19 protein-coding genes are annotated in these 22,574 nt (G+C 64.2%); 9 read left to right on the top strand and 10 right to left on the bottom strand.

The genetic code is table 11. The features are described from left to right. Positions 1-59: 59 nt before the first annotated feature. From C7449_RS06270 to C7449_RS06260, 3 genes are all read right to left on the bottom strand, one after another. Complete coding sequence (locus C7449_RS06270; RefSeq protein WP_170115811.1) at positions 60-1,085, bottom strand: lipid II:glycine glycyltransferase FemX; 1,026 nt, start codon at positions 1,083-1,085, stop codon at positions 60-62. A 242-nt stretch (positions 1,086-1,327) separates the two neighbouring features. Next, on the bottom strand, positions 1,328-2,404 hold the full coding sequence (locus C7449_RS06265) for a GNAT family N-acetyltransferase (protein ID WP_108001908.1): 1,077 nt from the start codon (positions 2,402-2,404) through the stop codon (positions 1,328-1,330). Positions 2,405-2,597: 193 nt separating this feature from the next. Further along, positions 2,598-4,814 carry an Ig-like domain-containing protein gene (locus tag C7449_RS06260; protein WP_108001907.1) on the bottom strand — a complete coding sequence of 739 codons (2,217 nt, stop codon included), beginning with the start codon at positions 4,812-4,814 and terminating at the stop codon, positions 2,598-2,600. 216 nt (positions 4,815-5,030) lie between these two features. On the opposite strand from C7449_RS06260, the gene C7449_RS21535 reads away from it, so the two are divergent. Further along, the gene (locus C7449_RS21535) at positions 5,031-5,354 is read left to right on the top strand and encodes a hypothetical protein (RefSeq protein WP_146165053.1); all 324 of its coding nucleotides are present in this window, start codon (positions 5,031-5,033) and stop codon (positions 5,352-5,354) included. 24 nt (positions 5,355-5,378) lie between these two features. On the opposite strand, the gene C7449_RS06255 is transcribed toward C7449_RS21535, so the two are convergent. From C7449_RS06255 to C7449_RS06240, 4 genes are read right to left on the bottom strand one after another with little or no spacing between them, the layout of a single operon-like run. Next, a complete protein-coding gene (locus C7449_RS06255) occupies positions 5,379-6,983 on the bottom strand; it encodes a 5-guanidino-2-oxopentanoate decarboxylase (protein WP_108001906.1) in 1,605 nt (534 codons plus the stop codon). Beyond that, positions 6,980-8,170 (bottom strand): pyridoxal phosphate-dependent aminotransferase, encoded by a 1,191-nt coding sequence (locus tag C7449_RS06250; RefSeq protein ID WP_108001905.1) that lies wholly within the window; start codon positions 8,168-8,170, stop codon positions 6,980-6,982. Before C7449_RS06250 ends, C7449_RS06255 begins: the two co-directional genes overlap by 4 nt. 15 nt (positions 8,171-8,185) lie before the next feature. Next, positions 8,186-8,815, bottom strand: a complete 630-nt coding sequence (locus C7449_RS06245; protein ID WP_108001904.1) for a TetR family transcriptional regulator C-terminal domain-containing protein — start codon at positions 8,813-8,815, stop codon at positions 8,186-8,188. After that, the gene (locus C7449_RS06240) at positions 8,812-9,690 is read right to left on the bottom strand and encodes a dimethylarginine dimethylaminohydrolase family protein (protein ID WP_108001903.1); all 879 of its coding nucleotides are present in this window, start codon (positions 9,688-9,690) and stop codon (positions 8,812-8,814) included. The genes C7449_RS06245 and C7449_RS06240 overlap by 4 nt, the downstream gene beginning before the upstream one ends. A gap of 251 nt (positions 9,691-9,941) precedes the next feature. On the opposite strand from C7449_RS06240, the gene C7449_RS06235 reads away from it, so the two are divergent. The 7 genes from C7449_RS06235 to C7449_RS06205 all read left to right on the top strand — a co-directional run bounded on the left by C7449_RS06235 (position 9,942) and on the right by C7449_RS06205 (position 15,973). Then, entirely contained in the window at positions 9,942-10,715 is a 774-nt protein-coding gene (locus C7449_RS06235; protein ID WP_108001902.1) for an ABC transporter ATP-binding protein, read from the top strand. A 29-nt stretch (positions 10,716-10,744) separates the two neighbouring features. Then, positions 10,745-11,524, top strand: coding sequence for a transporter substrate-binding domain-containing protein (locus C7449_RS06230; protein WP_170115810.1), 780 nt, complete (start codon positions 10,745-10,747; stop codon positions 11,522-11,524). A gap of 62 nt (positions 11,525-11,586) precedes the next feature. After that, complete coding sequence (locus C7449_RS06225; RefSeq protein ID WP_108001901.1) at positions 11,587-12,315, top strand: ABC transporter permease; 729 nt, start codon at positions 11,587-11,589, stop codon at positions 12,313-12,315. After that, positions 12,312-13,136: an ABC transporter permease gene (locus C7449_RS06220; RefSeq protein WP_108001900.1), complete on the top strand. Its 825-nt coding sequence runs from the start codon at positions 12,312-12,314 to the stop codon at positions 13,134-13,136. The genes C7449_RS06225 and C7449_RS06220 overlap by 4 nt, the downstream gene beginning before the upstream one ends. A gap of 1 nt (position 13,137) precedes the next feature. Beyond that, positions 13,138-14,307 carry a M20 aminoacylase family protein gene (locus C7449_RS06215; RefSeq protein WP_108001899.1) on the top strand — a complete coding sequence of 390 codons (1,170 nt, stop codon included), beginning with the start codon at positions 13,138-13,140 and terminating at the stop codon, positions 14,305-14,307. Between the two features lie 291 nt (positions 14,308-14,598). Beyond that, positions 14,599-14,838: a hypothetical protein gene (locus C7449_RS06210; RefSeq protein ID WP_146165052.1), complete on the top strand. Its 240-nt coding sequence runs from the start codon at positions 14,599-14,601 to the stop codon at positions 14,836-14,838. An 814-nt stretch (positions 14,839-15,652) separates the two neighbouring features. After that, positions 15,653-15,973 carry a chorismate mutase family protein gene (locus C7449_RS06205; protein ID WP_108001897.1) on the top strand — a complete coding sequence of 107 codons (321 nt, stop codon included), beginning with the start codon at positions 15,653-15,655 and terminating at the stop codon, positions 15,971-15,973. Positions 15,974-16,040: 67 nt separating this feature from the next. Here the strand turns inward: C7449_RS06205 and galE are convergent, their stop codons facing one another. The 3 genes from galE to mscL form a co-directional block, all read right to left on the bottom strand. Then, entirely contained in the window at positions 16,041-17,033 is a 993-nt protein-coding gene (gene galE / locus C7449_RS06200) for a UDP-glucose 4-epimerase GalE (protein ID WP_108001896.1), read from the bottom strand. 71 nt (positions 17,034-17,104) lie between these two features. Continuing rightward, positions 17,105-18,271, bottom strand: coding sequence for a pyridoxal phosphate-dependent aminotransferase (locus tag C7449_RS06195; RefSeq protein WP_108001895.1), 1,167 nt, complete (start codon positions 18,269-18,271; stop codon positions 17,105-17,107). Between the two features lie 163 nt (positions 18,272-18,434). Further along, positions 18,435-18,869 carry a large conductance mechanosensitive channel protein MscL gene (gene mscL, locus C7449_RS06190; protein WP_108001894.1) on the bottom strand — a complete coding sequence of 145 codons (435 nt, stop codon included), beginning with the start codon at positions 18,867-18,869 and terminating at the stop codon, positions 18,435-18,437. Positions 18,870-19,062: 193 nt separating this feature from the next. Here mscL and C7449_RS06185 point away from each other — a divergent pair, with 193 nt between their 5' ends. Then, a complete protein-coding gene (locus C7449_RS06185; RefSeq protein WP_108001893.1) occupies positions 19,063-22,566 on the top strand; it encodes a NahK/ErcS family hybrid sensor histidine kinase/response regulator in 3,504 nt (1,167 codons plus the stop codon). Positions 22,567-22,574 lie beyond the last annotated feature (8 nt).

The raw sequence follows: 22,574 nt of genomic DNA, 5'->3' as shown, positions 1-22,574 counted from the left end.
CGCAGAGATCCGAGCATCCCGACAGGCTAGCTATGCGCCGGAAGCTTGCAGGGCCGTGCTCAAGTGACGATCGCGAGCGCGGCAAACTGCCCGATTTGGCTGGGTATCAGGCGCAGGCTCGGGGTATCGGGCAGGTCAAAGCCGATGTGATCCCCGATCAGCTGGTATTCCCTGCCCTTCATTTCGCGCTTGAACCGGGTAAAGCCGCCCGCATCGCCCAGGCCACCCACATCATAGAGCACTGCCCCGCGCCGCCTCGCTTCCTTGATCGCATTCCACATGAGGGCATATCCAAGGTACAGATTATGGGCCTTCGGGCAACGCCAGCCGATCTCGTACTTGGTCGTGTTTCCCGTCCGCAGGAAGATTGCTCCGCCAACAGGTTCGTCGCCGTGAAGTGCTCGCAGGACGAAGAAATCGTCACCCGCCGCTCTTGCGACCGCCTGATAAAACTCGACCGTGTTGGCGAACACATTCTTGGCGGACAGAGTGTTGATATTGTTCCTGACCAGCCAGTCAATGACCTCGGGGCTGTTGGAAACGTCCACCGTGACGCCCGCCTTCTCGGCCTTCCGGCAACGATTGCGGAAGTTTGACGATAGCCGGGCGAAAAGATCTCCCTCGGTGCCGTTCAAATCGAGCAGGGCCGATTGAACCGCGACATCAGAGCGCTTCCGGTAGCCCGCCAGGCGAAGGATCTTGCGGTTCTCCGGGGTATCGACGAGAGCAGGCGAAATCACCAGCGGTCCGGTCCATAGCCGGCCCCAGCCCTTACGCAAGGCACGATAGACGCCGAGCACGACATCCGGGGACGGGTTGGAGTCGAAAAAAAGCGGCCCCTGATGCACCCGGGATACGACAAGAATGCCGGCGATCCGGCGTTCCTGGATCTGGCATGCGGCTACGGCCCTGTTGCGGTTTCGGAAAACAACCCGTGAAACCGACCAGCCTTGCGTGGCCTTGCCTTCACCGTAGGCATCGCTTTGCCCCACATAGCTGACCGGCGCGCGGCGTAACCAGTTGCGCCAATCGTCCACGTCGGCATGCTCATAGTGATACTCTGCCACAGAACCGCGCATCGGCATCTCGGACACTCCATTTTTGACTGGACCAACCAGGAATGCGACACGCAACACGACAAGGGCATTTTCTCCACACCATGGATGGCGGGTCAACCTCATCAAAATACTTACACGTAAAGGCCGATCTCACGGCTCGATGGGCACTTGATGTCCTCCTGCCACGCGCAACGCTGCCATCGGCGCGGCCAGCCAAACAAGCGCGACTGTACTGGAGGATCGGCAACATCCGGCTCCGCATAAGCGGATCAACTCTCAGCATTAGTTTGGCTAAAAACGCGCTTCGAGGCGAACTGATAGCCATCCCGAAGGACGGAGAGCCCCCCATTGATCGAAAAGGGATAGATCCTGATCGAGGTCAGATCATTCTGCTCGCACGGCCAGTGGCGTTCCCAGGCCTCCGCCTTGCCTAGAAACTCATGGGCTTCCAGCCCTCGATCGATCGCATCGCGCATTGTTTCCTGGGTGAGCAGCACGCCCGGCGAACACTCGCTCAAGCTTTCATCGTAGCCCATCTTCAGATCCCACAACCGATTACCGCATTCCACAGCGAAACGTGCGGCTGCAGTGCGGCCATCGATCCTCAGGAAGTACATCCGCAGCATTCCCTGGTCGGCGATGGTGCGTGCGTACTCGGTGAAAAAACGCATCCGCAACGGCGACATCAGAATGGCCGAGCCACTCCTTCCCTTCCAGCCGGAAGCCTCGACCTGGAAAAACTCCTCGAGATAGCGGTCGAGGGCCGGACGATTCGGACTGACGGCCTCGAACTGGAGGTTGCCGAAACGCTCGGCCCGCCGCTTGTAACGGCGCAGGTCACTGCGGCGTCCTGCCGATATGGTTGCTTCGAAGCTCTGCCAGGTCGGCTGGAGCGGGACGGTGTAGCTGCTGTTTCCCCGGCCTTGGCTGTAGAGCGCCCGCCGCGGCACAAGATCTTTCATCAACTCCATCTCTGGCCCGTCGACGCTGAACCGGTGCATGGCAAGGGAGTAGCCGGATCTGAAAATGGCCTTCACAAGGACCGTCAGTGCCTCATCGCTGTCATAGAGAAACCCGCTCGGCTCACCGAGTTCATATGCCGACAGCGGTTCCAGACGAGGCACACGCGAGTGATAGACGATCTTCAGCGGAGCCGCCGCCCGCATCTTTCCGTTAGACCGCACGACAAACGTCGCCAGCCGATCGGGTGGGGAGCAAAACACAGCGATGTTCGACGAACACCATTCATGGCGCAGGAGAGGAGATTTGAAATTGCCGGCAAGTTCGTTCCAGGCGTCTTTCAATGAGAAGAACACTGACGCCCGTGAAATCAGTTCAACGTCCATCTTCAGGCACCCGTTGCCGAGACAATCAGTCCGCTAGGGTAGGTTGAGGCAGTGAAACTGTCGATAACACTTAAGAAGAAGTGCAATTACGCCCAAGCGACAGGAAAGCAATCGTTCGTATCGCCCTGCTGGCAAAACCAGGCGCCGAAGTGGACGTGTGGCTTCCAGGCAGGCGGCTATGCCCTTGCCAACGTCAATTCGGGATCCATCCCAACTGGGCCGCGTTCCCATAGGTAGCCTCGCAGCGGCCCGCTCGCGCCGGAAAAGAAGCGACCGGAAGACCCTTGATGTCCACCTCGTCGAATCTCAAAGCCTGCCCGGCGCAATTGAGGCTGACAAGACGGCCAGCGGCCGAATGGAGGGGCAGCGATATGTGCGCCTCTTCCGCCCCCGGGGCCACATTTTGGGTAAAGCTCAGGACACCCTCGTGCCAGTTGATCTCGGTGAACCCGGACGCGTTGCGACCATCGAGCCAGGTCAACATCTGCGCCGCGGAGATCAGTGCTACGCCGTGCCGTTCAGCCTCGTCGATCAGGATGTCTCCGTAATCGTCCGAAAAATCGTAATGGGTAACAAGGGCGCTGACGAACTGGTCCGGGCCGGTTGCCGCCTCGATCATGGTCCGCACCCCCTCCCGTTGCGGCACCTTGTTCTCGTTCACCAGTTGCGTAGCCGCCTGATAGATTCCGAGAACGCTCCCATCTTCGGTCACGAACGGCATCGGCAGGCCGGAGCCGGTCATGAAACCCGGGCGGCCGTGGAGCCAGCCCGGAGGCCAGCTGTAGTAGTTCATGTCGAAGCGGATGCCCTCGTCCTGCTGCACCCTTGCAGCTTCCGTCCAGCCGTTCCAGACGATGCAATGCAGCCGCTGCGTCCGCTGCGGTTCCAGAAAGGGATACTTGTCCCGAAACTCATCCATCTGCCGACGGATCGTATTTGCGAGCTTCGCTGGGTCCTGGTTCTTGCAGTTGGTGTCCACGTGCACGCCAAACTCAAAGCCCTGATCGTGATAGGTTCTGACAAGATCCGGCGCCACATGGGTGGCCGGTGTCATCAGCGAGGTGGCGCGCAGGCATTCCCAGCGCTCCAGCCTGCAGTTCGGATCGCTCCGGCGCGACAGTTTTGCAAAGAACGAAGCAGTGCCGTTGCTGGTGGCGTGGTCGTCGCTCACCATGATCAAGACCACCCGGCGGTTTCCGGGCAGATACCAGAGGCGGGGAAGCGGGATGTGCGACTTCGAGAGGATGATGTTGGCGAACAGGCGCTGCTGCTCGTCGGCCTGGGGCACACCGATCAGATCGAGATCCAGGTAGTCGGGATAAAAAAGATCGTTCGGACGCCGCGGCGCCAAACCGTCCCGATCCTGGTCTGCCCAATCAGGATTTCCCTGCCGCGTATGCGCAACCGAGGCGGCAAGGTCGAAGAAGTAGCCGGTTATGGTCCCCCTGCCCCAGCTGCGCGTCGCGATCGCAGGCGCCGGGAAAGGCTTGAAGGGGGTCTCGTAAAGCCCGGCAACGGCCACTGTGTCCCCGCCGAGTGGGGAACTGCCGCCCCCCGAAGTTCCAGTCCCGCAGTCCGCGCGCGGCCCGACCAGATCGATCCGGCCATGGATCTGGAGTGGGTGCGTAAAGCTGCGAACTGCCTCCACCTGCGCGTTGGCGCGCAAATAGGCTTTCGAAACCGATTTGCCCGTTCTTGACAGACACAACATCGCAAGCAGGTCGTCGCTCGGTTGGATGGCCACCAGGCTCCCTCCGTTCGTCGTCCAGTCCTGGAGACGTTGCACTTGCGCAGGCGGCAGAACTGCACCTGCCAGGATAATCGTTCCGTAGCGACCGATGCTTTCCGGATCGAAATGTTCCTCCGGTACGGAATCGAACAGATTCAAACCTTCGGCCTTGAGGATTTCGTCGTAGTAGGAGGCAAGGGCGCTGTGCTGGCCTGCCACGACGAGCACCACTGCGCCGGCCTTCGGGGGCCGGGGTGCTGGCGCGGCTCGCGTCGTGAAAGATGCGCAGCTGACGCTTGTCGGTCCGTCGCCGAGCATCCTGCGGAGCCAGGCGGTCTCCGACAGGTGGGAAAGACAGAGCGTGTAGGCGCGGGACGGCTCCAGCATCGACACGGGCTCGATCGTGATCAACTTCGCGGTCTGGTCGATGTCGAACGTAACCGGGAGGATGTCGCCTGCATCGTTGCGCAGGGAGACATTGATGTGACGCACTGCCGCGGCATTGCCGATGCGCACCTTGAAGGCGCGGCCGGGGTGGACGTCCCGGCTTCCGTCAACAGGCGTAAGGTGCACGAGGGCGGGGGCGAACTGCATGTAAAACAGCAGCAACAGTGCGGCCGCGGAACCGAGCCACGCCAGCAATTTCAGAAGAAACAGACCTGATTGCGCGTTGACGGTCATCGGTTGGCCATCCGCTCCCTTGCAGCCCCGTCACGCAGGCTCTCGTCTCCCGCCGACATCCGGCACGAACGAGGGTCGCCTCAGGAGCTCCTCCAAGGTCAGGCAAACTCCCACTACCGGCAACAGGGATTCAATCGTCTGATGCCTCTGATCTGATACATGAACGGTTATTGCCGATGACCAAGTTTGGAAACAGTCTAGCCTGAGGGAGGCGACTTGAAAAATCTCGCAATCACAGGCGGTGAGACAAAAAGTGATCTGTCTTGGGTATTCCCGGGAACAAATCCGGCTCGCCATGCGTCTCTTTTTCAGGTGCTTGTCACTGCACCTGCTCGGATTGGAGACCGAGCATATTCCGGCGGGTTCGCCCGCCGGCTTTTTTTACTAACCACCGTCAAGCTGATCGGCGCCAAGGCGATGGTTGAGGATTTTATTCATCGTCTCCACCTGCTGCATACAAGCACTGAAGCAGCGCCTGCTGCAGTCGGCCGAGGCGAAGCCGACCCGGCGGATGGGCCGGACCGGCTTTCACGGCTTTGAAGGGCAGAGCACTTGAGATACCGCTCAGGCGGTCGCCCCCCTCGTCCGGGTCTGGTGGATCTCGATCAGGCTCGGCCCGGCGCGGCCCGCAGCCGCCCGGAGCGCAGGGGCGAGTTCGTCGACATCCGAGAGCCGCACCGCGGGCACGCCATAGGCCTTGGCGATGTCGAGGAAGTCGGGGGCCGAAGGCTTTACGCCCTCCGGCTCGATGCCGTTATCGACCATGTAGTTCTCGATTTCCTCGTAACCGTCATTGTTCCAGACCAGGAAGATCACCTTCGCACCCGCATCGGCCGCCGAGCCGATTTCCGCCAGCGAGAACTGGAAGCCGCCGTCGCCGGTGAGACAGACGACCGGACGCTCGGGAGCTCCGATCGCCGCCCCGACCGCAGCCGGCGGGCCATAGCCGAGCGCGCCGAAACCGGTGGCGGCGTTGAACCAGGACAAGGGCCGGGCGACGTCGAGGTAGAGATTGCCGGCATAGACGGCCTGGGTCGAGTCGCCGACGACGATCGCCTCCGGCAGCGCTTCGTAGATCATGCCGATCACGCCGATCTCGGTGCGCAACTTGGGCGAAAGCTCTTCCCATGCGGCTTGCCGTGTCGTGCGGGCGCGCTCGGCGCCCTCCGCATCGTGGGCATCGACCAGCGGCAGCAGACCCTCCACGGCCGCGAGTACCGTCGAAAGGACCGGCAGGTCGGCGCGCGGCTCGCGGGCCAGTTGCTGGGCGTCGATGTCGATGCGGACAAAGCGCTTCGGCGTCGGGAAAGCGCCGTCTGCATACATGTCATAGTCCGTCTGGCCCATTTCCGTGCCGAGGCCGATGACGAGGTCGGCCGCCGCGATCAGCGCGCGCGTCGCCTTGAGGCTCGGGCTTGCCGGCACCCGCAGCGGATGGCCGGACAGCATGCCTCGGGCGTTCGTCGTCAGCACCACCGGCGAATCCAGCCTCTCGGCCAGCGCCGTCACCGCCTTGTCGGCGGAGATCGCGCCGCCGCCGCACATCACGACGATCCGCTGCGCCTGATTGCACAGTCGGGCCAATTCGCCGAGCGTGGCCGCGTCCGCGCTGGGCCGGGCAACGCGGGTCGGCCCTGTCACGATATCTCCCGCCGGCAGCGGCATCACATCGGTCGGGATCTCGATATGCACCGGCCCTGGCCGCGCCGATCCCATGATGGAAAAGGCCCGGGCAATCACCGATGGAAGGTCGGCCGGATCGACCAGTGTGTGCGAGTGCAGCGCGAAGCTCTTCATCAGCGCCGCTTGGTCCGGCAATTCATGCAGCAGGCCGCGACCGTGGCCCAGCGAATTGCGCCGATTGACGCCGGAGATCACCAGCATCGGCACCGAATCCTGCCGGGCCTGTGCCATCGCCGTGATCGTATTGGTCAGCCCCGGTCCGGTGATGACCAGCGCCACCCCCGGTTTGCCGGTGACACGGGCGTATCCATCGGCCATGAAGCCGGCGCCCTGTTCGTGCCGCGGCGTGATGTGGCGGATCTTCGACCCGGCCAGGCCCCGGTAAAGTTCGACTGTGTGCACCCCCGGGATGCCGAAGACGACCTCGACGCCGTTTGCCTCGAGAAGGTCGACCATCGCCTCCCCGACAGTTTTCATGCTGGTCATGCGCGTCTTTCCTTTCTGAAGCCCGAGCGCGCGGCAAGCGCGGACATCCGCCTGCAGGCCTCGTCAATCTTTTCTTCCGGAACCGTCAGGCTGATGCGGATGAAGCTCGACGCCCCCTCGCCGAAGGAGGAACCGGGCATCACGGCGACCTGCTCCTCGTCCAGCAGCCTCCAGGCGAACTCCTCGCCACTCATGCCGGTGCCGGACACGTCGACGACGATGAACATGCCGGCCTCGGGCGGCAGCGGCATCAATCCCGGCGCGCCGGCGAGGCCGGCGACGATACGGTCGGCACGGTTCTTGTAGGCAGCGCGCATGCGCGACGAGGTGTCGATCGGGTTGTCGAGCGCGAAGGCCGTCATGTCGGCGATGAAGGGCTGAACGCCGAAGAGCATCGTCTCGGAGACGGAGAGAAGCCGGTTTGCAAACTCCTCCGGTCCGACCGCCCAGCCGCTGCGGAAACCGGGGGCGGCATGCGACTTGGAGATCGACGAACAGACGATCGTGCGCTCGGCGAGATCGGCATTGTCGAACGGTGAGGCGAACTCGCCGGAGAACACCAACTCCTCGTAGACCTCGTCGCAGACGATCCAGAGATCGTGCCTGCGGCACACCTCGCCGATGGCGGCGATCTCCTGCGCCGTCAGCACCGCTCCGGTGGGATTGTGCGGCGTGTTGAGGAGTAGCACGCGGCAATTCGGGGTGATCGCCCGCTCCAGGTCGGCGGCCTGCATGTGAAAGCCATTCTCCGGGCGGAGCGGCACAGTCACCTGATCGGCGCCGGTGGCGCGGATCACGCCTTCATAGGTCGCATAGAGCGGATCGCCGACGAGCACGGCGTCGCCCTTTTCGACAAGGCCGAGCATGACGACGAAGAGAGCCGTCTGCGTGCCCGGAAAGCAAAGCACGTTGGCGCTCGTCACATCGGAGCGGCGACGGCGGTATTTCCGGACCAGCGCCTCGACGACCGACGGTTCGCCGCGGCCATTGGAATAGCGATAGCGGCCGGCATGCATGGCGCGGGTCGCCTCCGTGAGCAGGCTGTCGTGCGGCGGCATGTCGGGCTCGCCGATCGTCAGTTCGATGATCGGCTCGCCCTTCTGCTTGCGCTTGCGCGCCTCGGCATGGATCGCCCACTTCTCCGAGCCCAGGCTGGCCAGCCGGTCCGTTATGGATGCGTAACGCATCGAATTCCTCCGGTTCTATTGATCTGTATCCGGCGATCCGATCGGCACGCCGATCAGCGCCTCGATCGAGGCAAGCGCGATCGAGACGAGCTCGCTCTCCTCGAAAAGTTCTCCCGCCAGGCAGCCTTCGAGCCACAGGCCGTCGAGCAGCCCGTTGATCGCGATGGCAAGGGCCCGGCAGCGGCCAGGACTGGCGTCCTGGCCCTTCGCCGCAAGGAACTCCGAAAGCAGTTCCTCCAGAGCGTCGCGGAAGTTCAGGTATCCCTCGCGGTGGATGGCCGCCAGTTCCGCATCGACGCTGACGCGGCTGATGAACGAGGCCCACAGCGACAGGCTGCGGCTGTTGGCGACCGGCTCTGTCAGGTTGATGATGATGAAGGCGCGCAGCCGCTCCTGCGGGTCGCCGGTCACGCGCCCGGCCTTCTCCGTCAGTCGCGCGATCACGACCCGGTAGGCCTCCTGCAGGATGTGCTCCTTGGAGGTGAAATAGTGCCGGATCAGCCCCGCGGTGACCCCGGCCTTGATTGCGATCTGTCGCACCGTCGCTCCCTCCAGCCCGCCCTCGGCGATGCAGTCCAGCGTCGCCTCGATCAGGTCGTGGCGGCGCTCGCTTTCGGGCGCCCGGTGGAAGCTTCGCCTGCTCATGCCGCGCGCCTGAGGACCGGCCGGGTCAGGCAGGTCGGCCCGCCCTCGCAGGCGATGCAGAGGGCGTCCGCCTCGAAGGTCTCGACGGCGCAGCCGGCTGCCTCCATTGCCGCCTTCGTCTTCGGGAAGCCGGCTACCATGATCACCTCGTTCGGCCGCGTCGGCAGGACGTTGAGCGACAGGCCGTTGCTGGCGTGGAACTCGTCGGCCGGCGCCTCGATCAGGCGGATGCCGCGCTGCTTCAGAAGCTGGTAGAACGCGGCCGGCAGCAGCGGCGCGAAGACGAGCGCCAGATCGCCGGCAAGCGGGCTCATCACGCTCATCAGGTGCAGGCAGGCCGCCTCGCCCTGCCAGAGCGGCAGATCATAGGCGAGCACCGAGATTCCGTGCGGCGCAAGCATGCGGTCCAGCTGGTCGATGCCCTGCTGGTTGGTGCGCACCCCGCGGCCGACCACGAGAGTCCTGGCGTCCAGCCAGATGCAATCGCCGCCCTCGACGGTGCCAGGTGCCTCGATGCGGCCGAGAATGGGAATCTGGCGCTCGGCATAGGCCTTCTCGTGCAGTTCGGTCTCGTTGGCGCGCAGCGGCTTGCCCATCCGCAGGATGATCGCACCGTGGTCGGTCATCAGAGACGGATCATGGGTGAACATGGCGTCTGCAAGCCCGTCGCCGCCATCCTCCAGCCAAATGATCTCCGTCCCCGACTTTTCCACCAGGCGGGTGAAATCCGCATATTGCCGGACCGCCTTCTGCCCGTCGAAGGTCGGGCCATAATGCCATTTCGCCGGATCGGCCGCCACAAGGCTCGGCCCCGGCCGGCGCATCATCACGCGGAGCAGCGGGGCGGACATTTCCTGCGAACCGAATGCGGGCATCAGCTATTCCTTTGATGGAAGACGGGTTTGGACGGGGGCGGGCGAAAAGTCTTCAGCGCGGTTATTATACGCTTGAACAATTACGCCACAAGTGCCACGATGGTGTCAATGGAAGGACGTGACGGGCACGAAGAGGCCTGCACGAATAAAGAAGCGACCGGCTGCAACGGCATGGTCGCCAAAGCCAATTGGGGAACGAAATTGGGCATGACTGATGCTGTATTCTGCCGTGCGTCGGAGAATTCTGTCCGATGACGGAGCGCGCCGAGGCAATCGCAGTAGAAAACCTGCACAAGCGCTTCGGGCCGCTGGAGGTCCTAAAGGGAGTATCCCTCACCGCCCATGAGGGCGACGTCATCGCCATCATCGGCGGTTCCGGCTCGGGCAAGTCAACGTTCCTTCGCTGCATCAACATGCTGGAACTGCCCAGCGCCGGGTCAGTGACGATCCATGGCGAGACGATCGCCATGAAGAAGGATGGCCACGGCGGCCTGCTGCCGGCCGACCGCAAGCAGGTGCAGCGCCTGCGCTCCCGACTGGGGATGGTGTTCCAGAGCTTCAATCTCTGGCAGCACATGACGATCCTGGAAAATGTCATCGAGGCGCCGGTTCAGGTGCTCGGCGTTCCAAAGGCCGAGGCGGTCGAACGCGCCGAAGCGATCCTTCGCCGCGTTGGCCTCCACGACAAGCGCGATGCCTATCCCGCCTTCCTCTCCGGCGGCCAGCAGCAGCGTGCGGCGATCGCCCGGGCGCTCGCCATCCAGCCGCACGTCATGCTCTTCGACGAGCCGACCTCGGCACTCGATCCCGAACTGGTCGGCGAGGTGCTTTCGGTGATCGGCGACCTGGCGAAGGAGCGGCGGACGATGATCCTCGTCACCCACGAGATGAAGTTCGCCCGCAACGTCGCCAACCACATCGTCTTCCTCGCCAACGGGGTCATCGAGGAGCAGGGCCCGCCCGAGGAGATCTTCGGCGCTCCGAAATCGGAGCGGCTGAAGAAATTCATCAGCTCCATCCACTGAAATCAAAAATAACCAACAGAGGGAAAATCATGAAGACTGCACTGAAGACGATTGCTCTCGCTGCCGCCATCGGCCTTGCCGGCATCACCGGCGCGATGGCGGACCCGCTCAAGGTGGGCGTTGCCGCCGAACCCTACCCGCCGTTCACCGCGCCGGACGCCTCGGGCAAGTGGGAAGGCTGGGAAGTGGACTTCATGAATGCCGTCTGCGCCGAGGCCAAGCTCGAATGCGTGCTCACCCCGGTCGCCTGGGATGGCATCATCCCGGCGCTGACCACCGGCAAGATCGACATGATCATGAGCTCCATGTCGATCACCGCCGAACGCCAGAAGACGATCGACTTCTCGGACAAGTACTACAACACCCCGACCGGCGTGATCGGGCCGAAGGGCGTCGCGTTCGACGCCACCCCCGAAAGCCTCGCCGGCAAGACGCTGGGCGTGCAGGTGGCCACCATCCACCAGGCCTACGCCAACAAGTATTTCGGCCCGGCGTCGACGATCAAGGAATATCAGACCCAGGACGAGGCCAACAACGACCTGGCCGCCGGGCGCCTGGATGCCGTGCAGGCCGACTCGATCGCGCTCGGCGACTTCCTGAAGACCGAACAGGGCAAGGAATGCTGCGAGCTGAAGGGCATCGTCAAGGACGATCCGGACATCCTCGGCGCCGGCGTCGGCGTCGGCCTGCGCAAGGGCGAGACCGAGCTGAAGGACAAGCTCAACGCCGCCATCAAGGCGATCCGCGCCAACGGCACCTATGAGGCCATCACCAAGAAGTACTTCGACTTCGACGTCTACGGCGGCTGACCGCCTGTGAACGGAGCCGGCGGCACCCGCCGGCTCATCTCCTTCACGGAACCGAGCATCTCATGGCAGCAGACCCGACACTGATCAACTGGAGCCTTCTGGCACTCGACCCGCCCGGCTGGGGCGGCGTGCTGCTGGCAGGCCTCGTCAACTCGATCAAGATCGCGGTCGGCGGCTATGCGCTCGGGCTCGCGCTCGGAACCGGCGGCGCCTTCGGCAAGCTCTATGGCGGACCCGTGCTGAAGGATCTGCTCGAGGTCTATACGACGCTCGTGCGCGCTATTCCGGAACTGGTCCTGATCCTGCTGCTCTATTATGCGGGAACGGATCTCCTCAACCAGCTGATGACGGCGCTGGGCCACGGCCCTGTCGACATCAGCGGGTTGGCGGCGGGCATCTTCGTCATTGGCGTCGTGCAGGGCGCCTATTCGACCGAGGTGCTGCGCGGCGCGATCAAGGCCGTGCCGGCCGGGCAGATCGAGGCTGCCCGTGCCTTCGGCATGTCGCCCACCCAGATCATGCGGCGCGTGACGCTTCCGGCGATGCTCCCGCATGCCATTCCCGGCCTGTCTAACCTCTGGCTGATCGCCACGAAGGACACCGCGCTGCTCGCCGTCGTCGGCTTCAGCGAGCTGACGCTGGTGACCCGGCAGGCGGCCGGCACCACCAAGGCATACCTGTTGTTCTTCTGCGCCGCGGGCGCGCTCTATCTCGGCATCACGCTGATCTCGAACCTCGTCATCCGCATCGTCGAAAGCCGCGCACGGCGCGGCATGGCGGCGCCGGCATGATCAGCGAGGAGAGCACGATCGGCGCCATGGCGCTTACCGACCTGCCGGACCGGCAGGGCTTCTTCAAGCCGCATCGCATCGCATTGATGGCTGTCGCGGCGGCGCTGGTGTTCTGCGTCGTCTGGTTCATGCGCTGGGACTGGATCCCGGAATATGGCGGGCGGCTCGCCCATGGCGTCGGCGTCACGCTGCTGATGCTGTTCGGCACCTGCATCCTCGGCTTCCTGTTCGCCCTGCCGATCGGGCTGGTGCAGGTGACCGGCCCCTGGCCGCTGAAGATGCTCGCCAAGGGCTTCTGCACCGTGATCCGAGGCACGCCGCTGCTCTTGCAGCTGTGGCTTCTCTATTACGGTATCGGCTCGCTGTTTCCGCAGTTCCCGGCGATACGGCAGTCCTTCCTCTGGCCCTATCTGCGTGAGGCCTGGCCCTACGGCGTCGCCGCGCTGACCATCTCGTTTGCCGCCTATGAGGGCGAGGTGATGCGCGGCGCGTTTGCCGGCGTGCCGCGGGGCGAGCTGGAGGCTGCGCGCGCCTACGGGATGAGCCGGTGGAAGGTGTTCCGCCGCATCTGGCTGCCGCGCGCCGTCCACCGGGCACTGCCGACGCTCAACGGCGAGACGGTGCTGCAGCTGAAGTCGACGCCGCTCGTCGCCACGATCACCGTGATCGACGTCTATGCCGTCATCTCCAAGGTCCGGCAGATGACCTTCCTGACCTACGAGCCGCTGCTGCTCCTGGCGCTGATCTATCTCTGCCTCACCGCCATCCTGGTCGTGGCGTTCCGCTATCTCGAAAACAAGATCCCGACCCGTGGTGCCTGACATGACCCTTCGCGCTTCCCTGACCAATGCCATGCCGGAACTCGTCGCCATCCGCCATGACCTGCATGCCCACCCGGAACTGGGGCTGGAAGAGGTGCGCACCTCCGAGGTGATCGCCGGTCACCTGGAGAGCTACGGCTACAAGGTGACGCGCGGGCTCGCGAAGACCGGGCTCGTTGCGACGCTCTCCAACGGCACGAGCCGCAAGTCGATCGGCATCCGCGCCGACATCGACGCGCTTCCGATCCACGAGGAGACCGGCCTGCCCTATTCCAGCAAGACCCCGGGCCTGATGCATGCCTGCGGCCACGACGGCCACACCGCGATGCTGCTGGGTGCCGCACGCGCGATCGCCGAACGAAAGAATTTCGACGGCACCGTGCACCTGATCTTCCAGCCGGCGGAGGAGAATTTTGGCGGCGCGAAGATCATGGTCGAGGAAGGGCTGTTCGACCGCTTCCCGTGTGACGCGGTGTTCGCGCTTCACAACGCTCCGGAGCTTCCCTTCGGCCAGTTCGCCTTCCGCGAGGGGCCGATCATGGCGGCCGTCGACGAGGCGCGCATCACCGTCAACGGTCTTGGCGGGCATGGCGCCGAGCCGCAGGAGACCGCCGACCCGATCGTTGCCGGCGCCTCCATCATCATGGCGCTGCAGACGATCGTCGCCCGCAACATCCATCCGCTCGACCCGACCGTCGTCACGGTCGGCTCCTTCCACGGCGGCTCGGCGAGCAACATCATCCCGGAGCGGGCGGAAATCGTCGTCGGCATCCGCTCATTCGACCCGGCGGTCCGCGACGAACTGGAGCGCCGCATCCGGTTGATCGCCGAGCGACAGGCGGAAAGCTACGCGATGACGGCAACGGTCGACTACCAGCGCAGCTACGATGCCACCATCAACCACAAGGCCGAGACCGACCTGCTGCGCGACCTCGCGATCCGTTTCGCCGGCGCCGACAAGGTGCTCGACCTGCCCCGGCCCTTCATGGGCAGCGAGGACTTCGCCTATATGCTGAAGGAACGGCCGGGCAGCTATTTCTTCCTCGGCGCCAAGGCCTCCGAGAAAGACCGTCCGCTGCACCATCCCGGCTACAACTTCAACGACGACCTGCTGCCGGTCGGCGCGGCCTTCTGGACGGAACTGGCGGAAAGCTACCTCAGACCGGCCTGAGCCGACCCAGGCGCACTATTCCTTCTGGGGCGGCACCACATCGACCCCAGTTCTCCGGCCAAGTGCCCTACTCCTTTTCGCTACCCGCCGCGGCGCTCGCCACCTACTTTCGGAGTAGATTGCAGCGCAGTCCGGCCGGATCTGAGACGCATGGCGCGCATTTTGTCGGCAATCAACAATTCGTGATGATTTACCGTTTGACACCTACTTAACAGGAACTATTCGCGCCGCATATGATTCGTCTGCATGCACGAGGATGTCCGATGCTTCCCGCAACTGAAGGACCCCACCATGAAGACATTCGTTGTATCGATTGCTGTCCTGGCGGTTTACGCCACTGGTGCATTTGCTGCTGCCGCAAACTTCGACCGTGCACGGTTCGGTGACCCGATCGTAGCCTCCAATGAAAGCATGATCGACCGAACCCTCACCGGCTCCGTCGAACCAACCTGCAAGTTCGGCGTGAAGACGGTCCGTCGTTGCGTCGATCCTTCGATGAAACCCGCAAGCCAGGGCGCCCGCAAGGACTAGTCCGGCTCAATCAGCATGTGCGCCCCCATAGCACCGTCGCGGCGGACGGTCGGGTGGCCACCGCTCAATCCCAATATACAGTTGGTCCCGGCATGAGGGACTTTTGGCGCTCCGGCATTTGGTGCTCGCCCTTTCCGGCGATCGTTTGCGTGCCGTACCGCAATGCCCAGCAGTGTATTTCAGCATTTATTAAAATACCGTAATCGCGGCGCAGCCTGACGGATCGGCAGGAGGGGATGCGCACTTGGCCGATCTTTTAGAGGGTCGCGATATGAAGCACCTGGCCTTTTCCGCTTTAATGTTGGTGCTGGCCGCATCCTCAGCGCATGCCTTTCCCGAAGACTTCGGCCTTCCCCGTTTCGTCCAGCTCGACAATTGGCCCGATGCCAGCGTTTTCGCCCGGCCCCCGATAGGTTCGCTCCGGCGCTGCGGTTGCGCCATTGCCCCGAAAGCAGATCGGGCGTGCCATGAGCCCCGCGGCACGGCAGTCGTCAAGCGAACACCGCGGTCCTGAGGATTTCGTCCTGGCAAGGCATCGCGCAACTAACGCTACGTAAGGCGGCGCCGCACCGCAACTATTTAGTGCCGGATAAATTAAGGCTCGCTCAAGTTTGGCGGTCTAGCTTGTCCTTGGCCAGCATATGGGGCCGCCGGAAGAAGGAACAGGACCGCACCCTCCCTTCTTCCGAGCGGCCCCTATGTGGCACAGCGCCGCCCGAAGGCGCTTTGGTCTTTCCCCACCCCATCCACTTTGTTAGAGGCATCCGCAGCGCCCGTCAGCACGGGCGAACGCAGCAGACATGCGGAGACGGGAATGCCAGACACTGCAGCCGAATGCCGGACCATGGCGGAGATCCGCGCCAACATCGATCGGATCGATGAGGCGCTGATGGCGCTGTTCGCCGAACGCTGGAGCTTCATCGGCCGGGCTGCCGAGATCAAGGCCGGCCTCGGGCTCAAGGCGGACATCCCCACGCGGGTAGACGAGGTTCGGGCCAATGCGCGCGCCAACGCTGAGAAGCACGGCCTCGATCCGACGTTTTACGACGAAGTCTGGACGCGCCTGATCCGCCACTCCATCGCCTACGAGGCCGAATTGCTCGGCGAAGGGAACACCCACGAGCCGACCGAGTAAAGCCAACCTGCGCCGCGCCAGGAGCGAAACGGCCGCGGCGCAACAGGTCGATACCGGCAATCGCGGGTCAGACCTGGTTGCGGCGACGCAGATGCTCTTCCCAGTCGAGCGCGGTGCGCACGATGAAGGCCAGATCGTCGTGCTGGGGGCGCCAATTGAGTTCCTTCATCGCGATTGACGGGTTGGCGACGATCGAGACCGCATCACCCGGCCGCCGCCCGGCGATCCGAACCGGAAAATCAACCCCGGAGACCTCCTTGACCCGGTTCAGCACCTCGAAAACCGAGAAGCCCCGCCCGTAACCGCAGTTGGCGACGATCGAGCCGCCGCCAGCCCGCATGCGCTCCAGCGCCTTCAGATGGGCGTTGGCGAGATCGCTGACATGGATGTAGTCGCGTACGCAGGTGCCATCCGGGGTGGGGTAGTCGGTGCCGAATACATCCATGCCCTGGCGCTTGCCGAGCGCGGCCTCCGCGGCGACCTTGATCAGATGCGTCGCCCCCTTGGTCGATTGCCCCGTGCGCCCGCGCGGATCGGCGCCGGCGACGTTGAAGTAGCGAAGTGCGGTGTAGGTGAAATCGTGCGCCAGCGCCGTGTCGCGCAGCATGATCTCGGTCATCAGCTTCGAGGAGCCATAGGGCGATTCCGGCCGCAGCGCCGCGGTCTCCTCCACCGGATCGGCAGTCTCCGGCGTGCCGTAGACGGCGGCGGTCGACGAGAACACGAAGTGCGGCACCTTCGCCTCGACGGCAGCTGCGATCAGCGCCCGCGATTTTACGGTGTTGTTCTCGTAATAGGCGAGCGGATCGGCAACCGATTCCGGCACGATGATCGAGCCGGCAAAGTGGATGATCGCGTCGATGGCGTTCTCGGTGAATATCCGCGTCAGCAGGTCGCGGTCGGCGATGTCGCCTTCATAGAAGCGGGCCTCGGGCGCGACCGCCCAGCGGAAGCCGGTGGAGAGCCGGTCGATGACCACCACCTCCTCGCCCGCGTCGCAGAGCGCCCACACCATGTGCGAGCCGATATAGCCCGCTCCGCCCGTTACCAGTACCGCCATCCGGTGCTCTCCGCCTGCTGTTCAACGTCCGATAAAAACGCGACTGCGGCGAAGAAGCAATCCGCAACGTTTCAAAGTGCGGCAATGTAGCGCGACAGGCGTTCCGCCGCCTCGGCAACCTGGGCGGGATCGCGCAGGAAGCAGGCGCGCATGAACAGCGAGCCGCCTTCGCCGAAAGCAGTCCCCGGCGCCAGGCCGACGCCGGTCTTGTCGACAATGTCGAGCGCCGTCTTCCGGACGTCCTCGACACCGTCGATCTTCAGGAAGGCGTAGATGGCGCCGTCGGGCTTGAGCGTCTCGACGCGGTTGGTGGCGATCAGCGCGTCGCAGAACAGGTCGCGCGACAGCGTTGCCTTCTCGATGTTGGAGCGGACGAACCGGTCCCCCTCGTCGAGGGCTGTGACCGCGCCTTTCTGCAGGAACTGGGCAACGCCGGAGGTCGAGTATTGAACCAGGTTCTCGATCACTTGCCCCATCGCCGGCGGGGCCACGATCCAGCCGACCCGCCAGCCGGTCATCGACCAGTTCTTCGAAAACGAATTGACAAAGACGACCCGATCGTCCGCTTCCATCACGTCCAGGAAGGACGGCGCGCGTCCTCCGGCATAGTAGTAGCGCGCGTAGATCTCGTCGGCCATGATCCAGAGGCCGCGGCGGCGGGCGATGGCGAGGATCGCCGCAAGCTCTTCCTTCGTCGCCGTCCAGCCGGTCGGATTCGAGGGGGTGTTGATGAACAAAGCCTTCGTGTTCGGCGTGATGGCGGCTTCGAGCCGCGTCAGGTCGAGCTGCCAGCGGCCGGCGGTGAATTCCAGCGGAACGGCGAGCGGCCGGATGCCGGCGATCCCGGCGGCCGCGGCGAAGTTCGGCCAGGCAGGGCTGAGATAGACCATGTCGTCGCCGGGCGATGCGATCGCCTGGAGCACGAGCTGGATCGCCTGCATGCCCGAACCGACCACGTAGAAATGCTCGGGCGAGAGCGACTGGCCGAAATGGCGCTGGTAGTAGCGCGACAGCGCCTGGCGCAGCTCCGGTATGCCGCGCTGCCACGTGTAGAACGTCTCGCCGGCCCTGAGCGCCTCAGCCGCCGCGTCGGAGATGAAGGACGGTGTCGGAAGGTCGCCCTCGCCCACCCAGAGCGGGATGAGACCGGCCCGGCCGCGGGCGTAGTTCACCAGTTCGACGATGCCGCTTTCGGGCGCATGCAGCGCCCGCGGGCTCAGGGTGCTCAGAATGTCCATCATGCCTCCGTTGCGGATCGGCCGGAGCGCGCATGGCCGGCGTCCGATGCGGAGAATGTCTAGCGGGATTTTGCCGCCGGTTCACGCAAGTTTATCTGACATTCCGATCGATTTCGGTGATGCAAGCCGGAGCGCCACGACCGGCAGGACCCGAGCCGGAGGCTCAAACCACCGGACGCGCCTTGAGCAAGTCGCGGATTTCCGTCAGCAGTTGCACGTCGGCCGGCGGCGGAGCGGCGTCTTCCTCGATCGTCTGCTTCTCGACGGAAGCGCGGATGCGGTTCACTGCCTTAATCATCAGGAAGATGATCCACGCCAGGATCAGGAAGTTGATCAACACGGTGATGAAGTTGCCGTAGGCGAAGACGGCGCCCTGCTGGCGTGCGGCGGCAAGCGAACCCGCTGTGACGTTCGCTGAAAGCGGGATGAAGTAGTTGGAGAAATCGAATCCACCCCCGGTCAGCGCACCGACGATCGGCATGACGAGGTCGTTCACGACGGAATCAACGATCTTGCTGAAGGCGGCGCCGATGATCACGCCGACCGCGAGATCCATCACGTTGCCGCGGGCGATGAATTCCTTGAATTCATTGAGCATGTGCACCTCCTGTTGCTGCCTGTCACCTGAGGCTAATGCAGTTTTCCGATCAAGTGAACCACCCGTGCGGGTCATTTTCCGCTCGTGCAACCGCGCTCCTGTTCTCGGACTTAAGGCTAAGGCGCGCGCGATTTTCTTCGCTGTCCGGATCGCCTAAGGTGAACGGGGCACCCTGCCCCACCACGGAGGACGCATGCTGCCGGGCTGGACCATATTCGCCGCGGCCTTCGCTTATCTGCTGCTGCTGTTTGCGGTGGCGACCTATGGCGACCGGAAAACGCGCGAGCCGGATGCAGCGACCCGCGGGCGACCGCTGGTCTATGCGCTCAGCCTCGCCATCTATTGCACCTCGTGGACCTATTTCGGCGGCGTCGGTCTTGCCAGCACCAAGGGGCTCGAGTTCTTCGGCATCTACATCGGCCCGATCCTGATGTTCACGCTCGGCCTGCCGTTGATCCGCCGGATCGTCGCGCTCGCCAAGTCCGAGCGCCTCACCTCGATCGCCGACTTCGTCGGCGCCCGCTATGGAAAGGACCCCGTCGTTGCGGCGATCGTGGCGCTGATCGCGCTGATCGGCGCGATCCCCTATATCGCCCTGCAGCTCAAGGCCGTGTCCAGCTCGGTCAAGGTGGTAGTCGATCACTACGAATACGGCTTCTCCAGTTCCCACGCGTTCATCGACCTGCCGCTGATCGTCTCGCTGTTCCTCGCCTGTTTCGCCGCCATCTTCGGCACGCGCCACACCGACGCGACCGAGCACCAGGACGGGCTGATCCTGGCGATCTCGATGGAATCGGTCGTCAAGCTTTTCGCCTTCGCCACCGTCGGCATCTACGTCGTCTACTTCATGTTCGACGGGCTCGGCGATCTGTGGCTGCGCGCCGCCGAGAACGCACGGGTCATGGGCGCACTGGCACACGAGACGCCGATCGTCCGCTGGCTGCTGCTGATCGTGCTGTCCGGCTTTGCCATCATCATGCTGCCGCGGCAATTCCACGTCACGGTTGTCGAGAACCGCACCGCGGGCGAACTGCGCACCGCGCGCGTACTGTTTCCGCTCTACCTGCTGGCGATAAACTTGTTCGTGCTGCCGGTCGCGATCGGCGGCGTGATCGCCTTCCAGGGGCTGGGCGATGCGGACCTCTATGTCCTGGCGCTGCCGCTCGCCCAGGGGCAGCCGATCCTGACGCTGATCTCCTTCATCGGCGGCTTCTCCGCCGCCACCGCGATGGTGATCGTTGAGTGCGTGGCGCTGTCGATCATGGTTTCGAACGACATCGTCATACCGATCGTCCTGCGCCGCAGCCTGATCGGCAGGGGCGAGCCGCAGGAGGACCTGACCCGGACGCTGCTGCGCATCCGCAGATTGGCGATCTTCTTCGTGCTGCTGCTCGGCTATGCCTATTATCGCTTTTCGACGTCGAGCGCCGGTCTGGCCTCGATCGGGCTGCTCGCATTCGCCGCCATCGCCCAGGTCGCCCCTGCCCTGCTCGGCGGCCTCGTCTGGCGGCAGGCGAACGCCCGCGGCGCGATCGCCGGCATGGTGTCGGGGCTGGCGGTCTGGGCTTACCTGCTCTTCCTGCCAAGCCTCGGCCTCAGCGACAATGCCGGTGTCGCCGCGACGATCCTCGCCTTCGTCTTCCCCGGCGTCTCCGTGTTCTCCGCCGAGCATGGCGACCCGCTCGTCGCCGCCTCCGTGCTCGCCCTGATGGTCAATGTCGGCGCCTTCGTCATCGGCTCGCTGTCACGCAACACCACCAACAGCGAGCGGCTGCAGGCCAACATCTTCATCAGCACGCGGCCACCGCTCGAACGGGCCTTCCGCGGCAGCAAGACCAAGGTGACGGTGCGCGACCTGAAGAATACCGTCGCCACCTACCTCGGCGAGGAGCGCACCGAGCGCTCGTTCCAGACCTACGAGCGGCAGGCCGGCCGCTGGCTGGCCGACACCGCGCCCGCCGACATAGCGCTCGTGCACTTTTCAGAGCAGGTGCTCGGCAGCGCGATCGGCTCCTCCTCGGCGCGCCTCGTCCTGTCCCTGACGATCCAGCGGATCGACGAGACCGCCGCCGATACCAACTGGCTGCTCGACCAGGCAAGCGAGGCGCTGCAGTACAACCAAGGCATGCTGCAGACGGCGCTCGGGCAAATGAACCAGGGCATCGCCGTCTTCGACAGTTCCGGGAACCTGACGGTCTGGAACCGCCGGTTCCGCGAACTGCTCGACCTGCCCGAGCAGGTGGGGCAGGTCGGCTTCGCCTTGCAGGACATGGTCGACCTCCTCGTCGGCGAAGGCCATATCGCCGCCGCCGAGCGATCTGCGATCCTCGCCGCCATCATGACCCCCGACCAGCCGTTCCAGCTGGTGCTGTCCGGCGGCCGCCGCATCGTCGAAGTCCTCTCCAACACCATGCCGGAACGAGGCTTCGTCGCGACCTTCACCGACATTACCGAGCGCGTTGAAGCCGACCGCGCCTTGAAGCTCGCCAACGAGACGCTGGAACTGCGCGTCGCCGAACGCACCGCCGAACTGACCCGGGTCAACACCGCGCTTGCGGAAGCCCGCGCGGCGGCGGAAGAGGCCAATCTCGGCAAGACCCGCTTCTTTGCCGCCGCCGGCCATGACATCCTCCAGCCGCTGAATGCGGCACGGCTCTATTCTTCCTCGCTGGTGGAACGCCTCGGCGATTCGGAAAACCGGGCCCTGATCCATAACATCGACTCCTCACTGGAATCGGTCGAAGCCATTCTCGGCGCCGTACTCGACATGTCCCGCCTGGATACGGGGGCGATGAAGCCGCGGCTGCAGGTCGTGCATCTCGGTGACCTGCTGAAGCGGATCGAGACGGACTTTGCCCCGATGGCCAGGGAGAAAAACCTGGCGCTGAGGGTCGTGCCGAGCTCGCTTGCCGTGAAGAGCGATCCGAACCTGCTGCGGCGCCTCGTGCAGAACCTCGTCTCCAACGCCGTCAAATACACGCCAGAGGGAAAAGTACTGGTCGGCGTGCGGCGCAAGGGCGGCAGCGCCAGCATCCAGGTGCTCGATTCCGGCATCGGCATTCCCGCCTCGAAGTTCCGCATCGTGTTCAAGGAATTCGCCCGTCTCGATGAAGGTGCGCGAACGGCACCGGGGCTGGGGCTCGGCCTTTCGATCGTCGACCGCATCTCGCGCGTGCTCAATCACCCGGTCGATCTGCAATCGAGCCCGGGCAAGGGAACGACTTTCAAGGTGCGCGTCCCGATCGACATAGAGGCAAGCCGGCGCAAGGCGAAGGCGACCATCGAAAAGGCACCGGCAGGCGAGCCTCTGCAGGGCTTGCGGGTGCTTTGCATCGACAACGAGCCGACGATTCTCGACGGCATGCGGCTGCTCTTGTCAGGCTGGGGATGCGAGGTCGTCACCGCCGAATCCCTTGTGGCCGTCAACCACATGCTGGCCCGTGGCGTCCTCGCCCCGCACGCGATCCTCGCCGATTATCATCTCGACGACGGGACCGGCGTCGAGGCGATCGTCCGTGTCCGCGAGGGCTGCGGCGCAGACATTCCGGGCCTGCTGATCACCGCCGACCGCTCGGCCGAGGTGCGGGCGCTTGCGGAGGGCAACGACATCGTCGTGCAGAACAAGCCGGTCCGCCCCGCCTCGATGCGGGCATGGCTGACGCGGCTGGCAAACCTGGAGAAGGCGGCGGCGGAATAGCCGGGCCG

The sequence above is a fragment of the Mycoplana dimorpha genome, from assembly GCF_003046475.1.
Taxonomy (GTDB): Bacteria; Pseudomonadota; Alphaproteobacteria; order Rhizobiales; family Rhizobiaceae; genus Mycoplana; species Mycoplana dimorpha.
The sequence above is the reverse complement of the archived record's forward strand: the minus strand, read 5'-3'. Positions and strand labels throughout refer to the sequence as shown.

Excerpts from the sequence above, each read along its gene's own strand:
- C7449_RS06265 (WP_108001908.1), bottom strand. The coding sequence starts at position 2,404 with ATGGACGTTGAACTGATTTCACGGGCGTCAGTGTTCTTCTCATTGAAA.
- C7449_RS06270 (WP_170115811.1), bottom strand. The coding sequence starts at position 1,085 with ATGCCGATGCGCGGTTCTGTGGCAGAGTATCACTATGAGCATGCCGAC.
- C7449_RS06185 (WP_108001893.1), top strand. The coding sequence starts at position 19,063 with ATGCTGCCGGGCTGGACCATATTCGCCGCGGCCTTCGCTTATCTGCTG.
- C7449_RS06235 (WP_108001902.1), top strand. The coding sequence starts at position 9,942 with ATGACGGAGCGCGCCGAGGCAATCGCAGTAGAAAACCTGCACAAGCGC.
- C7449_RS06245 (WP_108001904.1), bottom strand. The coding sequence starts at position 8,815 with ATGAGCAGGCGAAGCTTCCACCGGGCGCCCGAAAGCGAGCGCCGCCAC.
- C7449_RS06210 (WP_146165052.1), top strand. The coding sequence starts at position 14,599 with ATGAAGACATTCGTTGTATCGATTGCTGTCCTGGCGGTTTACGCCACT.
- C7449_RS06195 (WP_108001895.1), bottom strand. The coding sequence starts at position 18,271 with ATGGACATTCTGAGCACCCTGAGCCCGCGGGCGCTGCATGCGCCCGAA.
- C7449_RS06215 (WP_108001899.1), top strand. The coding sequence starts at position 13,138 with ATGACCCTTCGCGCTTCCCTGACCAATGCCATGCCGGAACTCGTCGCC.
- C7449_RS06250 (WP_108001905.1), bottom strand. The coding sequence starts at position 8,170 with ATGCGTTACGCATCCATAACGGACCGGCTGGCCAGCCTGGGCTCGGAG.
- galE (WP_108001896.1), bottom strand. The coding sequence starts at position 17,033 with ATGGCGGTACTGGTAACGGGCGGAGCGGGCTATATCGGCTCGCACATG.
- C7449_RS06260 (WP_108001907.1), bottom strand. The coding sequence starts at position 4,814 with ATGACCGTCAACGCGCAATCAGGTCTGTTTCTTCTGAAATTGCTGGCG.
- C7449_RS06230 (WP_170115810.1), top strand. The coding sequence starts at position 10,745 with ATGAAGACTGCACTGAAGACGATTGCTCTCGCTGCCGCCATCGGCCTT.
- C7449_RS06205 (WP_108001897.1), top strand. The coding sequence starts at position 15,653 with ATGCCAGACACTGCAGCCGAATGCCGGACCATGGCGGAGATCCGCGCC.
- C7449_RS06220 (WP_108001900.1), top strand. The coding sequence starts at position 12,312 with ATGATCAGCGAGGAGAGCACGATCGGCGCCATGGCGCTTACCGACCTG.
- mscL (WP_108001894.1), bottom strand. The coding sequence starts at position 18,869 with ATGCTCAATGAATTCAAGGAATTCATCGCCCGCGGCAACGTGATGGAT.
- C7449_RS06255 (WP_108001906.1), bottom strand. The coding sequence starts at position 6,983 with ATGACCAGCATGAAAACTGTCGGGGAGGCGATGGTCGACCTTCTCGAG.
- C7449_RS06225 (WP_108001901.1), top strand. The coding sequence starts at position 11,587 with ATGGCAGCAGACCCGACACTGATCAACTGGAGCCTTCTGGCACTCGAC.
- C7449_RS06240 (WP_108001903.1), bottom strand. The coding sequence starts at position 9,690 with ATGCCCGCATTCGGTTCGCAGGAAATGTCCGCCCCGCTGCTCCGCGTG.